The organism is Streptomyces aureus (assembly GCF_001418135.1).
Lineage (GTDB): Bacteria > Actinomycetota > Actinomycetes > Streptomycetales > Streptomycetaceae > Streptomyces > Streptomyces aureus_A.
The window spans coordinates 1-15,639 of the sequence record NZ_LIPQ01000251.1; the positions used below are offsets into that span (position 1 = coordinate 1).

Consider the following 15,639-nt stretch of genomic DNA (forward strand, 5'->3'; position numbering starts at 1 on the left):
GCGCGTCGCCTCCGCCGTGGGAGAGGGAGCCATGGCCGTGATGCTCGTCCACCGGTATCTGGAGCAGTCATGAGCGGACAGGACATGGACGGACGGGACACGGGCGCACGGGACACGGACGGCCTGGGCACGGGCGGGGCGGACGCGGGCGGCGAGGTCCTGCCCTGCGACCGGCACGAGATCGGCTCGCTGTTCCTGTTCGAGAAGCTCTCGCCCGAGCAGCTCTCCCGGCTGTGCGCGGAGGGACGGGTGGAACGGTTCGGGCCAGGACCCGTCTACACCGAGGGCGACCCGGCCACCTGCTTCTACGTGATGATCGAGGGGACCGTCGTCCTGTACCGCCGGGTCGGCGGCGACGACGTGGAGGTGAGCCGCACCTCGCAGCGCGGTGTGTACGCGGGCGCCATGCAGGCGTATCTGGGCGACCGGGTGCCCCAGACGTACAACAACTCCATGCGGGTGACCGAGCCCACCCGGTTCTTCGTCCTGCCCGCGCAGTCGTTCGCGGACATCATGGCCGAGTGGTTCCCGATGGCGGCGCACCTCCTCGAAGGGCTGTTCTTCGGCTCGAAGAACACCCAGCGCGCCATCGGCCAGCGTGAACGGCTCCTCGCGCTCGGCTCGTTGTCCGCCGGGCTCACCCACGAGCTCAACAACCCGGCCGCGGCGGCCGTCCGCGCCACGGCGGCGCTCCGGGAGCGGGTCGGCAAGATGCGGCACAAGCTGTCGGTCATCGCCAAGGGCCCCTACTCCCGGGAGGCGCTCGCCGACCTCATCGAGATCCAGGAACGCACCGCGGAACGGGTCGCCAAGGCGCCGGTGCTGAGCCCGCTGGAGGCGTCCGACCGGGAGGACGAGCTCGCCGACTGGCTGGAGGACCACGGCATCCCGGAGGGCTGGCGCGTCGCGCCCACCTTCGTCCAGGCCGGTCTGGACACGGACTGGCTGGAGCAGGTGGCGGCGACCGTGGCCGACGACGTGCTGCCGGGGGCCGTCGGCTGGCTCAACTACACGGTCGAGACAGAGCTGTTGATGGACGAGATCGACGACTCCACCAACCGGATCTCCCATCTGGTGGACGCGGCCAAGCAGTACGCGCAGCTCGACCGCGCCCCGCACCGTGAGGTCGACGTCCACGAACTCCTCGACAGCACGCTCCTGATGCTGTCCGGCAAGATCGGCTCCCGGGTACGCGTCGTCAAGGACTACGACCGTTCCCTCCCCGACGTGCCCGCCTATCCGGCGGAGCTGAACCAGGTGTGGACCAACCTCATCGACAACGCGGTGTCCGCCATCGGGAGCGACGGCGGCGACGGCACCCTGACGGTCCGTACGGCCCGGGAGGGCGACCGGCTGCTCGTGGAGTTCCGCGACACGGGTCCCGGCGTCCCCGAGGAGATCCGCAGCCGCATCTTCGACCCCTTCTTCACGACCAAGCCGGTCGGCGAGGGCACCGGTCTCGGCCTCGACATCTCCTGGCGGATCGTCGTGAGCAAGCACCACGGAAGCCTCCAGGTCGAGTCCGTCCCGGGCGACACCCGGTTCCAGGTGCTGCTGCCGCTGACCGCCCCCCAGCCGGGTTCCGAGCCGGCAGCCGAAACCGACTCCCTCACCCACACCGGCACCGACACCGCCGAGGAGCACGCATGACCGAGATCGAGGGCATCGACCCGAGCGCCCCGCCCAGCGGCCCGGGCTGCGGGGACTGCGACACGGTGGGCGGCTGGTGGTTCCACCTGCGACGCTGCGCCCAGTGCGGCCACGTCGGCTGCTGCGACTCCTCTCCGGCCCAGCACGCCACCGCGCACTGGAAGTCCACCGGACATCCCCTCGTCCAGAGCTTCGAGCCGGGCGAGAGCTGGTTCTGGAACTACGCCACCGACGACCTGTACGACGCCGGCCCGGCGCTGGCCCCGCCGGACGGCCACCCGGCCGACCAGCCGGCCCCGGGCCCGGCCGACCGCGTCCCGCGGGACTGGCAGCAGCACCTCCACCGCTGAGTGCCGCCGGCGCCGGCCGTCCGGCGGCCGTCGATCGCCCCGTCCGCCAGGCGGGACGCGTCGTCGGAGGGAGAAGGAAGGGTGTCTCAGTCGACGACGCGCAGCCGGGTGACGCCCCGGTCGAGCGCCCCGCGGACATGGCCGTTCGGCGCGGTCGCGGTCCGCTGGAGGAAGGCCACGACCTCGGCGGTGACGACCTCGCCCGGCAGGACGTTGGGGATGCCGGGCGGGTACGCGGCCAGCGTGTCCGCGGAGATCCGTCCGACGGCCCGCTCCGCGGGCAGCACCCGCGTCGGGCTCAGGAACGCCTCACGGGGCGTGAGCTTCGCGGGGCCGGGTACCGGCAGGTGCGGTACGGCCGCCGGGTCGGTGCCGGATCCGGCGAGCGGGGAGGGCAGGGTGTGCAGGGCTTCGAGGAACCGGTCGGTGTCGGGGACGAAGCCCGCACCGACCACGGCGACGATCGCCGCGTCGGTCGCCACCTCGACCATGACCTGGTGGTCCCGGAAGAGCAGCCGCCTGGCTTCGTGCCCCGTGATCCCGCCGGCCCGGGTGTCGAGGGCGATCCGCAGCGGATCGAAGCCGACGACGTCGGGGAAGCCGGGGAATCCGTCACTCACCACCCTGAACCGGCCAAGCGCGCGCACGACACCGCGGACCCTGTCGGCGGCCGCGACCGAAGCCGCTGTCGCCGCGGCGTCGGTGGCCAGGCTCCTGCGCGCGAGATCCAGGGACGCGGTCAGCAGGGCACTCGCGCTGGTGGACTGCACCAGCCGGAACGCCCGGTCCACCAGCGCTTCCAGCCGGTCCGCGAACGGGCCTTCCGCCACGTGCAGCATCGCCGACTGCGTCAGGCTGCCCGCGAGCTTGTGCGTACTGGACGTCACCAGGTCCGCGCCCAGGGAGAGCGCGCCCGCGGGAAGCCCCGGGTGGAAGCCGAAGTGGGATCCCCATGCCTCGTCGACGATCAGGGGGACGCCCGCGGCATGGGCGGTGTCCGCGATGGCGCGCACATCGGCGACCGCGCCGAAGTAGCTCGGGGAGACGATGTACACGGCGGCGGCGCCGGGTGTCCGCTCCAGTGCCGCTGCCACGTCCATGGCGGTCACGCCGTGGGCGATGCCCTGCTCGGGGTCGACGGAGGGCTGGACGAAGACCGCGTCCATGCCCGAGAGCACGAGCCCGTCGATCACGCTGGAGTGCACGCTGCGCTGCACGACGAGCGTGCGGCCCAGTGAGGGCGCCACCATCGAGGCGATCTGGTTGCCCTGCGAGGCGCCGTTGGTCAGGAACCAGGTGCGCCGTGCGCCCCAGGCCTCGGCGGCGAGCGCGAGCGCCTTGTCGAGCGGGGTGTCCGCGCCGAGGTCGATGCCGTCGAGCAGCGGCGGGAAGTCCATGGCCGTGATCCGCGAGCCGAAGAACCGGGCGAGGTCCGAGCCGGGGGCGGCGGCATGGCCGGGGACGTTCAGCCGCAGCCAGTCCCGTCCGGCGTGGGAGAGCACCGCCTCGGCGAAGGGGGCGGTCAGCTGGCCGGAGCCGGGATCGGTGGGGACCGGGGTGCGGTGATCGGTCGTTCGCGTGTTCACCCCGGGAGCCTGACAGCCCTCAAGCCATTGAGGAATGGTGGACTTTTCATGACCCCTCCATAGGATCTCTATATGCTCGACGTGAGACATCTCCAGGTACTCCGCTCCATCGCCCAGGAGGGTTCGCTGGCCGCCGCCGGCCGTGCGCTGCACTACAGCCAGCCCACGATCACCCACCATCTGGCGTCCCTGGAAGCGCACTTCAACGCCCGGCTCGTCCAGCGTGGACCGCGAGGTGCCACCCTGACCGAGCTCGGCGAGACGCTGCTGCCGCACGCCGAGGCCGTGCTCGAACGCCTTCGCCATGCCGAGCTCGAGGTGCGCAACCTCGCCGAGCACGGCATGCGCACCATCCATATCGGCACCTTCCCCACGGCCGGCGCCCTGCTCCTGGCGCCGGCGGTCAAGCGCCTCCATCAGCAGGGCGTCCAGATCTCGCTCACCGAAGGCGAACTCCCCCTGCTCCTGCGCGCGTTGCACGCCGGGGAACTCCAGGCCGCCCTCGTCTTCTCCCAGCCCGGCGACCGCCTCGACCTCGAAGAGGAGGTCGAGGTCCATCCGCTCCTCACCGATCCGCTCCTCCTGGTCATGCCGGCAGACCACCCGTGCGCATCGCTGGACCGGGTCCCGCTCGCCGATCTGCGCGACACGGCGTGGGTGGGCGCGGCCGACCCGCACGACCCGTGCGATCGCGTACTGGCGTGGGCGTGCGGCCAGGAGGGCTTCGAGCCGCTGCATGCGATGCGTACGGACGACTACGCGGTGGTCCAGGGCCTCGTGGCCGCCGGGACGGGTGTGGCGCTCGTACCCCGCCTCGCCCTGGGAGCGCCCCGCCCCGACCTGGTCGTACGCCCGCCGGCCGGACCGGTCCTGGCGCGGGAGATCAGTGTCGCCGTCCTGCGTTCGGCGTCGAACGGGGCCGCCCAGGAGCTGGTCTCGGCGTTGCAGGAGCAGGCCGAGCTGATCGCGGGACGCTGGACAGCATGACGAAGCCCCACCCATGAAGGGTGGGGCTCCGTGGATTCGTTCCTAGGGCAGGAACTCGTAGAACGGGCCGTCAGGCGCGCGGTCGCGGTCGCGGACGCACAGCGTCACGTCCCTCCCCTTGAGATAGGCCAGCAACCACTCGCCGAACGTCATCTCGTAGAGAGTCCACGACGGACTGTCCATCTCCTGGACGACGACGCGCCAGGGCGACGAGGTCTCCTCAGGAATGCGAAGGAAAATCATCTCCCCCGTCGTGGCCGTGGCCACCGGCACCAATTCACCGGGTTTCGTCCCTGCCGGATTCGGCAGGAACTCGGCCATGTCCTCCTCGCCCCAGAATTCGAGCTCCCTCTTGACCATGGTTCCCAGATCATGCAGAAGGTGTCCGGCGGGGTGCTTCAGATACAACTGCCCATTGATCGAGACCGAACCATAGGCATCCACGATCTCGTGGAAGTCCGCAGGGAATTCGATTCCCAGTTCCCGCTCAAGGCCGATCCACGGAGCGGGATCCGACCAGTTGAACCGGGGTTCGCCCAACAGGGCCTGTATCTCTGAGAGCGTTGCCACCACTGGGCCCCTTCTAACAGGTCGAGCCGACGCCGGACTGGGAGTTGACCGCCGTGCACGAGAACGTTTCCACGATGTCACCCTGCGGTCCGTATGCGGTCATTCCCACCTGGACGAGCGTGGGAACCGCCGAATGCGGGTCTCCGTAGACGGGCACGACCGACATGATCAGCTTGTTGTCTCCGGTCAGGTGCTTCCATCCGAAGCGTTCCACCTTGCTCGCCATCCTCCGGTTTGCACTTCCGTGCAATGCAACCAGGTTCTTGACATCCTGACCCGTGCCCTTCCCCCAATAACCTATCAGGTGGCCCGCCTGCGGCTCTCCGCCTCCTGCCGCGATTTCTCCCATTCCGTCCGGCTGGACGGAAGGCTCGCATTCGGGGCACCTCGGCAGCCCGCCCGCACCGGTGCGCGACCTGCGGTCGGCCTTGGTGAGGAACGCGAAGGCGCCGGTCGCCCTGCATCCCTTGTTGCCCTGGTGGTCCGTGTACTCCTCCAGGCCGCCGTAGATCCGTCCGCCGTCGATCAGCGGAGTCGGGTCGCACGTGGGGTTGTTGGTGTCGGTGGTCCGCGGCGCGGGCCTGGGCGCGGGGCCCGGCGACGGGTTGGGGGTGGGGCCGGGCCGCGGTTCGTCGGACGAGTCGCTCGACGTGGTGTCGGCGGCGGACGGCATCAGCATGCTGCCGAGCGCCGCTCCCGCGTCGGCCAGGTTCTGCTGGCCCTCCGGTGTCGCCGCGTACAGCGCCGTGACGAGTGCCGCCCCCGCCCAGTAGATGGCCGGGATCGCGAAGACGAAGTGGCCGTCCAGCTCGACGAGGCTGGTGGGGTTGCCGCCGGTGAAGGCGTAGCGGTTGCTGGTGTACGGGTCCGCGCCCAGCTTCATGTCGGCGAGGGCGCCGTTGTACATGTCGCGGCTGGTGAAGCGGTTGAGGCCCGGGCTGTAGTCCCGGAAGCCCATGTCGTACGTGCCGGACTGGGCGTCCCAGCGCTTGGCGTTGAAGCGGTAGGGGTTGTACTCCTCCTTGTCCGGCCGGGCGGCCTCGGGCTTGTCGATGCCGGTGAACTCGGTGGCGTCGTTGTTGCCGTAGGCGGTGTAGCCGTAGGTGGCCCTGGCGTCGCCGTTCTCGTCGGTCAGCGTCTCGACGTCGGTGTGGCTGTTGTAGCCGTAGTAGCCGTCCTCGGTCGTGCCGTCCGTGTTGTGCTTGGTCTGCGACAGACGCTCGCCCCACGGGCTGTACTGGAACGACTTGGTCAGTGCGCCGGCGACCTTCTCGTCGAGGACCTCACCGGACAGGCCGAGGTACTCGAATTCGGTGGTCTTGCCGTCCGACGTCTTCGACGCGGTGCGGTCCAGCGGGTCGAAGGTGTATGTCGTCGACTTCATCGCGCCGCCGGCGCCCGTCTTCCGGGACTCCACGACGTGGTCGAAGCCGTCGTAGACGGTCCGCTCGACGACCTTGCCGCCGGAACTCACCGACTGCTGGCGTCCGAAGGGGTCGTAGGCGTACTGGGCGCCGACGCCCGCCGTCGTCGAGGTCAGCAGCCGGTTCCGGTCGTACTGGAACGTGGTGCCGACACCCTTGACGGTCTGGCTGATGACGTTGGCGTTGTCGTCGTGGGTGTACGTCTCCGTGCCCGCGCCGTTGCCCGTCTTGACCGACCTGGTCAGCCGGTCGGCCGGGTCGTAGGTGAAGTCCGTCGTGGAGTCGAGGTACGCCGAGCGGTTGTCGGCGTTCATCTTCTTCGCGGCGTCCCGCGCCTTGTTGCCGTTGGCGTCGTAGGCGTAGGTGTGGGAGGCGACGAGCGTGGTGCCGTCCGCCTTCTTCTCCGTCGTCGACTTCAGTGCGCCGTCGAGGTAGTAGGTGTAGTCGACGGTGTTGCCGTTGGCCTTGGTCTCCCTCAGCTTCTGGGCACGGTCCGTGTAGGTGTACGACGTCACCTTGGGGTCGGTGTCCGTGGCGGACTTGCCGACGGACACCGTCCTGACCTTCTCGCGGAGGTCGTAGGTGTACCGGGAGAACTGGCTGGGGTGGGTGACCGTCTCGGACTGGCCGTTGGCGTCGTACGTGTAGGACGTCGCCTTCTTCTCGGCCCCGGCCAGCGACTCCGTCACCTTCCGGACCTGGTTGAGGCCGGTGTAGGTGATGGCGTAGCCGTCGATCTTCGCCCCCGAGGACGAGTCGCCGATCGCGGTGAGGTTGCCGTTGACGTCGTACGTGTAGTCGAAGGTCCGCTTCTCGGTGTCGGTCTCCGCGGAGTCGTCACGGACCAGCTTGATTCCGTCCGCGACGACGACGCCGGCGCTGTTCTGCTCCAGCTTCAGCTTGGTGTCCTCGCCCTGCTTGAGGGCGTAGCTGCCGAGGCTGACCCAGGTGCCGCTGCCGGTGTTCTGGTCCTTGGTGACCGCCGGTTCGGTGGTCGTGCCGTGGCTGAGCGTGTACTTCGCGGTCGTCGCGGCGCCCGTGACCCTCGGGTACCGCACGTACGCGGTGTACGTGCCGTCCTCGGGGACGTCGAGCGCCCATGTGAAGGCGTCGGTGCCGGCGCCGGCCGCGTGGGTGCGGTGGTCGTAGCCCTGCTGCCCCGTGATGTTCCCGGTGGCCCAGGTGCCCGTGGCGGAGGTGTGCTGGGTGTCGGAGTTGTCCGCCAGGACGACCGACCTGCCCACCGGAACGCCGTCGTCGGAGCGGGACCTGACCTTGCCGTCGGGGTAGAACGACCAGGTCATCGTGCGGTTGGAGGAGCCACCCGCCGAGGTCAGCGTCCGGGCCGTCTGCTGTCCCACGTCGTTGTAGTCGTAGGTGGTGGCGATGTCCCACGGGTCCGTGGAGCTCTTCGTCCAGCCGTTGTCGAAGTACTCGAAGACGGTGTCGTTCCGGACGGTCTGGCCCTCCGAGGGCGGCATCGAGGTCTTCGCGACCCGGCCCGCGGCGTCGTACACGGTCTCGGTGTAGACATCGGGGTCGTTGTGGCGGGCGTCCGCGGGGTCGTACGGCTGGTACCGGCGCTTGGGCCGGTTCAGCGCGTCGTACTCGGTGCGGGCGGTGAACGCCGTGGTCGTGCCCGCCTCGACGGCACGCGGGGTGATCACCTTGGTGGTGTTGCCGACCTGGTCGTACTCGTACCGGGTCGTGCGGTAGGTGATCGGCGAGGTGCCGCTGCGCGGGATCCTCACCTCGGTCTGCTTGCCGCGCTCGTCGTAGCTGACGAGCGTGGTGTTGTTCTCGGCGTCCGTCGTGGAGACGACCAGGGAGTCCTTGTCGTAGGTCTTCCTGGTGGTCTTGCCGGCGGCGTCCGTGACCGCGGTGACCCGGTGGTTCAGGTCGTAGGCGGACAGGGTGCTGTAGTCGGCCGTGTCGGCCGTGGCGTTCTTCTTCGGGTCGATGACCTTGGTGGTGTTGCCCGCGTTGTCGTACTCGTAGCTGACCTTGTCGCCGTTCGCGTTGGTGACGGAGGTGAGCTGGTAGATCTCGTTGTAGTGGTTGGTCGTGACGAAGTCCGTCGCGTCCGCGGTGGTCAGCGTGCCCTTCGGCTCGGTCGTCGTCCTGAGGTTGCCGACCTTGTCGTAGGTGTACGTCGTCCGCCGCTCGTCCGACGTGGCGGTGTACTTCGGCTCGGTCGCCGAGGTCATCTGGTCGGCGGCGTCGTACACCGCGGTGGACACGGCGCCGTTGGGCGCCGTCGACGTGGTGACGTTGTCGTTGGCGTCGTACACGGGCGCGGGAGCGGTGATCAGGTCACCGGTGGCCTGGTCCTTGGGCTCGGTCTTGACCAGCGGACGCCCGAAGGTGTCGTAGGTCTGGGTGATCTTCTTGCCCAGCGCGTCGGTGACCTCGGTGACCTGGCCGCGCTCGTCGTAGACGAAGGTCGACGCGTTGTTCAGCGCGTCCGTCATCGTCCTCGGGAAGCCCGTGGGCCCGAAGTCGCTGTTCGTGTCCGCGTTGCCGTTGGCGTCGGTCGCCCGGGTCAGCTGGCCGTACGCGTCGTACTCGTACGTCGTGGTGTAGTCACCGGCGACGGTCGTGGTGGCGACGCCCTTGGGGTCGGTGACCGTCTTCAGGTTGCCGAAGGTGTCGTAGGCGAACTGCCACTTCCGGCCCTCGGGAGAGGTCTTGGTGAAGAGATCGGCCGAGTAGCCGTCGGCACGGGTCTGGTACACGTACCGGGTGGAGTTCGCCGGATGGACGCCCGGAGCGCAGTCGGAGGCGGGCGGCACGCCCGCCTTGTTGTTCTCCGCGTCGCGCTTCCAGAGCGGGTACCCCGTCTTCTGGTCGTAGCAGTACGCGGTCTTGGCGCCGTTGTTCTCCTCCGTGTACGTGACGTTGTTGTCGGCGTCCCAGGCGAGCTTCATCGTCTGCGACGTGGCGTTCGTCGACTGGACGGCGCGGCCGAAGTCGTCGGTGACGTAGTCGGTGGCACGCGACTCGGCGTCGGTGACCTTCGTGTCGGTGAACTTGGGGTTGCCGGCGTTCGCCGCGTACACGAAGCCCGTGGAGCCCTGGAGACGGTCGGTGATCGTCTTGGTCCACCAGTGGTACTTCGGGTCGTCCCCGGTCCGCGGGAAGTTGTACACCAGCGCCGTGGCGTTGCCGCGCGGGTCGGTGGCCTTGACGAGCTTGACGTTCTTGTTGCCCTGGGTGGCGTCGTACTCGAAGCCGAAGACCTTCGGCTGGGTGGAGCCCGCGCCGTCGGTGATCCTGGTGAGCAGGCCCTTGTCGGAGTAGTCGAAGGTGACCTTGCGGCCCGAGATGTCGGTCAGCGACTTGACGTGGTCGATGATCTTCGGGTTGCCGCTGTCGGCCTTGGAGTAGTAGTCGAGCGTCAGCGACTGGCGGCCCGCCGGGTCGGTGATGTACTTGAGGAACTTGGTCGGCTTGTTGTTGGACTTGCGTTCCTCGTACGTGTACGTCTGCGTGTTGCCGTTCTTCTCGACCAGCGACGTCAGGTAGCCGTCGCAGCCGAAGACGAACCGTGTGCCGTCCGGACGGGTCATCGTCCAGGCGTCGGGGACCGGGTCCCTGAGGGGCGTGCAGTCCAGACCGGGCTTGGCCGTCAGCTTGTAGTGGACGCCGGCCGGGGCCTTCCAGGAGCCGTCGGGCTGCTCGCGGAAGACATGGGTCGTGCCGTCGCCGTCGGGGAGCCTGATCTCGGTGGGGTGCGGCTTGGGGTGGAACTCCAGCGGCGCGCCGAGCCTGATGGGGCCGGCCGCCTGGAAGGACCAGCCGGGGCCGGAGACCGTGTCCGAGGTGTCGAGGCTGTTGTAGGCGAACCGGGCGAAGGTGGTGACACCGCGACCGGGGTTGGTGAAGGCGTTGTACTGCCAGACGGTGTTGCCGGAGGCCGTGTTGTTCATGACGGTCGAGCCGGCGCCGGTGTTCTTGCCCGTGTAGGAGTAGAACTTCTCCATGCCGAGCTGGTTGGAGGTCGGGTCCTCCACCGCCACGTTCTGCTTGAGGCCCGGGACGCCGGCGGTGCCCGAGGCCCACGTGCCGGTCGTCTTGTTGTAGACGTCCCAGGTCAGGACGTAGTCGGTGCGCTTGTTGCCGTTGTCCGAGTTGATCGGCGTCCTGACCGTCGCCTGCAGGCCGACCGAGCCGCCGGGCGCGACGTCGGAGGGCAGTGCGGTCTGGGCCTGGTTGCCGCCGTTGGTGACGTCGGTGCCGTCCGGGAGGGCCCACCGGTAGGTGAGGACCTGGTCGGCGGCGTTCCACCTCGACGCCGTGGTGTTGGTGAGGGTGAAGTCGACGGTGTAGTCGGTGTTCGGGGTCATCCGCGCCGGGGTCTGCGGCGCGTAGTAGGTCGACTCGGTGGTGGAGTCGATGTACGTGACCACGATCCTCGGGCGGAGGCGCTGCTCGGTTCCCTCGGAGGACAGGAAAAGGGTCCGCTCCTGGGCGGCGGCCTCGTCGGCCGTCCTGATGGCCACGCCCTGCTGGGAGGCGGGGGTGGTGACCCAGGACTGGGCCAGCGAGGTGACGTTCCAGTCGTGCCGGGCCGGGTCGTTGGTCTTCGCGCCCGTGTCGGCCGCCACCGCACCGAGGTCACCACCCGCGGTGGTCCAGTCGGTGGTCGCGTTCGCCTTGACCCAGGTCGCCGCCGCCTCGTCGAAGTCGCGGTTCAGCGGCCGCAGTTCGTAGATCGCCCCGGCGGTGTCCTGCGCGGTCTGGGTGCTCCACAGCCGTACGTTCGCGTCGAGGACGCGTGCCGTGGCGGGGATGCCGAGGGCGGGGAACTTCAGCAGCGCGCGGGTGTCGCCGTAGGTCGCCGAGTTGTTGCCGACGCTGAGCCAGTTCTTCGGACCGCTGTCGTCGATCGTGTCGTGCGTGAGGGTCGGACGGGCCGAGGACAGGGTGGTGTCCTGCGTCGCGTCCAGGACCTTCGTCGTCCGGCCTGCCTTCGGCAGCCGTACGAGCTGCGTCGGGGCGGCGACGACCTGCCCGTCCTTCGTCCTGACCGCGACCATGTAGTAGTACGCGCGCCCGAACGGATCGGTGTCGTCGGCCTTCGTCGGCACGCCCGTGGTGTCCGTGAAGGACGTCACCGTCGGCGCGACGGGTGCGACGAGCGTGGCCGAGGACGGCGTAAACGTCTGGTTGACGGACCGGTGGACCTGGTACTCGACGATGTCGTCGCCGGTGCCGATCGGGTCCTTGTCCTGGTACGCCGACCAGGACAGCTCCGCACCCGTGTCGTGGATCGTCGTCGGGGCCGCGAGGTCCACGCCCTGACGGCCGAACGTCAGGACGAGACGCGGGTAGTTGGCGGTCTCACCGCCGTACCCGAACTCGCTTCCCTCGTAACGCGGTCCGCCCTTGGGGGCGTTGGCGCTCTCGTCGCCGGCCTTGATGACGAAGCCGTTGTTGACGTTCGCGCCGTCGATCCAGGACTGGACCGTCTTCGTCACGGGGAAGGTGTGCCAGGTGTTCAGCTCGCCCGGCCGCTTGGTGACGACTCCGCCCTTGGTGAAGCGGACGGCGTCCGCGATCACCGACGTGGCCGTCGACACGGGACCGTCACCCAGGACGATCTTGCCGAGCGTGCCCGCCTTGAACGGGTGGGACCCCAGCGTCTTCCACACACCGGCCGTACCGGCCCGCTGGTCGACGGTGTACGCCTTGCTGCCGCCGTCGTACGTGATCGTGTACGGGGCGTTCGTGGCACGGTCCGAGGCGGGGATGCTGTGCGCCTCCACCTGGTACGTGCCGTCCTCGGGAAGGTTCGGCTGCCAGGTGTAGGTGTCACCCGCGACCGAGTCCTTGTTGTACAGGTAGTCCTGGTTGACGGCGTACTGCGTGTACGCCGTGTTCCCCGACGCCGGCCAGGCGCCGACCGCGGCCGTCCGCCCGGCGTCGCCGTCGTCCACCACGACCGCCGTGCCCGAGAGCTCGCCGGTGATGGCGTTGGCGCTGTTCCAGGTGGCCTGCTCCTCGGTCCAGGCCTGGGTGGCGCGGTGCGCCTCCAGCCGGACCTCGGTCTCGCCCGTGGTGTGCGTCTGGTCGTAGTACAGCTTCAGATCGGCCGAGTCCAGCTTCGTCCCGGCCGGGACGCCGGTGAGCGGGAACCTCAGCAGCGCGCGGGAGGCTCCGGTCGTGGTGTTGCCGACCGACAGGCGCCAGTTGTCGTTGTAGTTGGTCGTCGGTCCGTCCGAGGAGATCATGACGTCCTGCGCCGTCGTCGGCGTCGGGGCGATCGAGATCGTCGGGTCGACGGTGACGGGGTACTGCCGTTCGGGCGCGGCCAGCCAGGCCGGGTCCGGGGTGACGGTCAGCTTCCAGCCCTTGCCGGCCCTGCTCAGCTTCTGGGTGACCTTGTCGCTGTACGCGAAGCCGTACGGCGAGCGGGTGTCCTTCCTGGCGTCCGTCATGAACGCGGCCGGGATCACCAGGACGGGGTCGGCACCCTCGGCGTAGAGGAGGACCGAGCCGTCCTTGCCGGCCTTCGGCGTCAGCCCGCCCGTGTCCAGGGTGAACGTGAAGGAGACCGGGCCCGTGGGCTTCCGGTCGAGGAGGATGTTCTCCTTCACCCGGCCCGGACCGACCTCGTACGACAGATCGGCGCCGTGGACCGCGTCCTTGTACGTGACGGTGTCGCCCTCGGCGACGGGCGTGAGCCTGCCTGCACCCTCCAGGCCCAGGGTGACCGCGCGACCACCGGCCTCGAATCGCAGCAGACCGCTCGGGTCGGTGCCGAACCAACTGCGCGCCGCGTTGGTCTCATTGGTGAAGGCGAAGCCCTCGGCGTCGGTCGGGGTGACCGTCGGGTCGATGTCCTTCCAGGACTTCCCCGCCCGGTACGCCGTCGGTACGGCCGACACCTCGGCCTGCACCCGGCCGTCGGAGAGCTGCCAGTAACGGGCGTTGGCCGTGCGCCTGCCCGTCAGCTCCGCGACGCGCTTCGGCTTCGTGGCAGCCTTGCCCTTCGGCAGCCTCTCTCGGCTCGGCAGCACCGGGGTGCCGCCCGTCGACGGCTCTTCGGGCCCCGCGGGTTCGTCGTCCGAGAACCATCCGGCAAAGGCATCGACAATTCCCTCGCCGCCATCGGATGAAACCGGTGCGGCATAAGCGACTTGTGGCAGCATGGTCCCGGCGACAGCCGCGACCACGAGGCAGGCTATCGCCCGCCCGTATCTGAATTTCACGCGAATCCCTTCCTCGGATCCCCTCGCGCGCGTACGCGGAAGGGAGCGCGCCAACGCGCCGACGAGGGGGATCCCTCGTCGGTCGTGGTGACTCTGACCTCGTCCGGAGCACCTCGGGGCATGCCAATTCGGGCCACCTCCCCGCAGGGGGGGGCGACCTCGGGAGAGGTGTGCCGACCAAGGCGGAGGTGATTCTTGTCCACGCGTATGACTCTGCGTCAAGCGTGGACTCATATAGGGCATTTCAGGTTCCGCGCGACGGCACTCAAACAACTTGCCTGATTTGTCGGCGGCCTGGCACCGGTCGATTCCACTGGTGTATAACCCAGGCGAATTCATGCCTACAGAAAGCGCGGCCATGCCGACGACCGAAGAAGCGGCAGCACCGGAAGGCCCCGAAAACCCGGCCATCACCAGGGTTTCGCGGCGCGCCGACGAGCGCGGCACCGACCGCGGCGGCGTCGTCGTCGCAGCCGTCCTGCTGCTCGCCTGCGCGCTGTTCGTCGCCTTCGGCGTCCTCGACCCGGAGAAGACCCCGCCGAAGGTCCGGGCGACGGTGCCCACGGCAGAGGTGACGTACGAGGTGCTCGGCGAGGGAACGGCCGACATCACCTACCGGGCGGCGGGCGACGACGAGGCGGGGGTCGTCACGCGCGTCGGCCTGCCGTGGCGGAAGACCGTCAGCCTGCCGGCCGGTACGTCCCCGTCCGTCGACGTCACCCTCGACGAGAAGGGCGGCACGGCGAGCTGCACCCTGGCGGTCCGGGGCGCACACGTGCAACGCGGCACGGCCACGGGCGCCTTCGGCCGGACGACGTGCAGCGGCGAACTCCCCGAGGAGGGGGCGGCGCGCCCCGAAGGGGCCTACTGACGGCCACCGCCGGTCGGCCACTCGTCCGCCGGAAGAGTGTCGGCGGCGCCGCCCGCACAACCGTGCCGAGCTCCACTCGCGGCGGTCCATGCGTAGAGTACGGCCGGGCGCGGTGAGATCGGATGGAGTTCGTATGACCGCGATCAGCCTTGAGCACGCCACCGTCCCCGCCGACACCGGCGAGGTGACCCTCCTCATAGCCCGCCGGGTGGAACCCGGCCACGAAGCGGCCTTCGAGCTGTGGGCCAGGGGCATCCTCGACAGCGCGGCCGCCTTCCCGGGGCATCTCGGATACGGGCTCTTCCGCTCCTCCGGCGGCGAGGCCCCGTGGTTCCTCGTCCACCGCTTCCGGGACGAGGCGGCATGCCGGGCCTGGCAGGATTCTCCGGAGCGGGCGGCCTGGTTCGCCGGCTGCGAGGGGCACCACCACACGGAGATCGCCCGGCGCACGCTGACCGGCATGGAGACCTGGTTCGCCAAGCCGGGCTCGACGCGGCCGGCGCCGCCCCGGTGGAAGATGGCGATCAGCGCGACCCTGGCGATCTATCCGATCTCCGTCCTGGGAAGCCTCGTCCTCATCCCCCGGCTGACCGGTCTCCCCCTCCTGCTCAGCAGCGCGATCGTCGCCGGTGTCTTCAATGTGCTCATGACCTACGTGGCGATGCCCGCCGTGAGCAGGCTGCTGCGCGGCTGGCTCGCGCCGTAGCGCACCGGGGCGGCTCCCCCGCTCCGCGAGCGGCGGGGCGGGCGCCTGGGCTCGGACCCCCGGGGGCGCAATCGTCATCTAAAATTCAGGGCGGCCTCAGGGCCGCGGCTCGTCGCTGCGCGCGGCGGCCGCGGAACGGTCAGGCCGGTCCAGGACAGCGGCCCGCCCCGGGCCTCGGTCCGGACGGGACCACATGACGCTGATCACGAAGATCCCAGGGAATCGGGTGACCGCCGGCGTGCGTCTCATTGGTGCGGGTCCCAGCTCACCCGCCCACGCCA

Annotated in this window: 8 protein-coding genes; 5 read left to right on the forward strand and 3 right to left on the reverse strand. The window is 69.5% G+C overall.

Going from position 1 to position 15,639, the window contains the following annotated elements; all coding sequences use genetic code 11:
- Window positions 1-159 precede the first annotated feature (159 nt).
- Together AOK00_RS21035 and AOK00_RS21040 are read left to right on the forward strand one after the other, a co-directional pair.
- Window positions 160-1,650, forward strand: coding sequence for an ATP-binding protein (locus tag AOK00_RS21035; protein WP_079042108.1), 1,491 nt, complete (start codon window positions 160-162; stop codon window positions 1,648-1,650).
- Window positions 1,647-2,000, forward strand: a complete 354-nt coding sequence (locus tag AOK00_RS21040) for a UBP-type zinc finger domain-containing protein (protein ID WP_055601844.1) — start codon at window positions 1,647-1,649, stop codon at window positions 1,998-2,000. Before AOK00_RS21035 ends, AOK00_RS21040 begins: the two co-directional genes overlap by 4 nt.
- 86 nt (window positions 2,001-2,086) lie before the next feature.
- On the opposite strand, the gene AOK00_RS21045 is transcribed toward AOK00_RS21040, so the two are convergent.
- Window positions 2,087-3,586 (reverse strand): aminotransferase class I/II-fold pyridoxal phosphate-dependent enzyme, encoded by a 1,500-nt coding sequence (locus AOK00_RS21045; protein WP_254047438.1) that lies wholly within the window; start codon window positions 3,584-3,586, stop codon window positions 2,087-2,089.
- A 72-nt stretch (window positions 3,587-3,658) separates the two neighbouring features.
- On the opposite strand from AOK00_RS21045, the gene AOK00_RS21050 reads away from it, so the two are divergent.
- Window positions 3,659-4,573 carry a LysR family transcriptional regulator gene (locus AOK00_RS21050; protein ID WP_055601845.1) on the forward strand — a complete coding sequence of 305 codons (915 nt, stop codon included), beginning with the start codon at window positions 3,659-3,661 and terminating at the stop codon, window positions 4,571-4,573.
- A 42-nt stretch (window positions 4,574-4,615) separates the two neighbouring features.
- Here AOK00_RS21050 and AOK00_RS21055 read toward each other — a convergent pair whose 3' ends face one another.
- Together AOK00_RS21055 and AOK00_RS21060 are read right to left on the reverse strand one after the other, a co-directional pair.
- A complete protein-coding gene (locus AOK00_RS21055) occupies window positions 4,616-5,143 on the reverse strand; it encodes an SMI1/KNR4 family protein (protein ID WP_254047439.1) in 528 nt (175 codons plus the stop codon).
- 13 nt (window positions 5,144-5,156) lie between these two features.
- Window positions 5,157-13,721, reverse strand: coding sequence for a DNRLRE domain-containing protein (locus AOK00_RS21060; RefSeq protein ID WP_079042109.1), 8,565 nt, complete (start codon window positions 13,719-13,721; stop codon window positions 5,157-5,159).
- A gap of 418 nt (window positions 13,722-14,139) precedes the next feature.
- On the opposite strand from AOK00_RS21060, the gene AOK00_RS40480 reads away from it, so the two are divergent.
- Both AOK00_RS40480 and AOK00_RS21070 read left to right on the forward strand, forming a co-directional pair.
- Window positions 14,140-14,652 carry a hypothetical protein gene (locus tag AOK00_RS40480; RefSeq protein ID WP_254047440.1) on the forward strand — a complete coding sequence of 171 codons (513 nt, stop codon included), beginning with the start codon at window positions 14,140-14,142 and terminating at the stop codon, window positions 14,650-14,652.
- Between the two features lie 133 nt (window positions 14,653-14,785).
- Window positions 14,786-15,358, forward strand: coding sequence for an antibiotic biosynthesis monooxygenase (locus AOK00_RS21070; protein WP_055601847.1), 573 nt, complete (start codon window positions 14,786-14,788; stop codon window positions 15,356-15,358).
- Window positions 15,359-15,639: the final 281 nt, after the last annotated feature.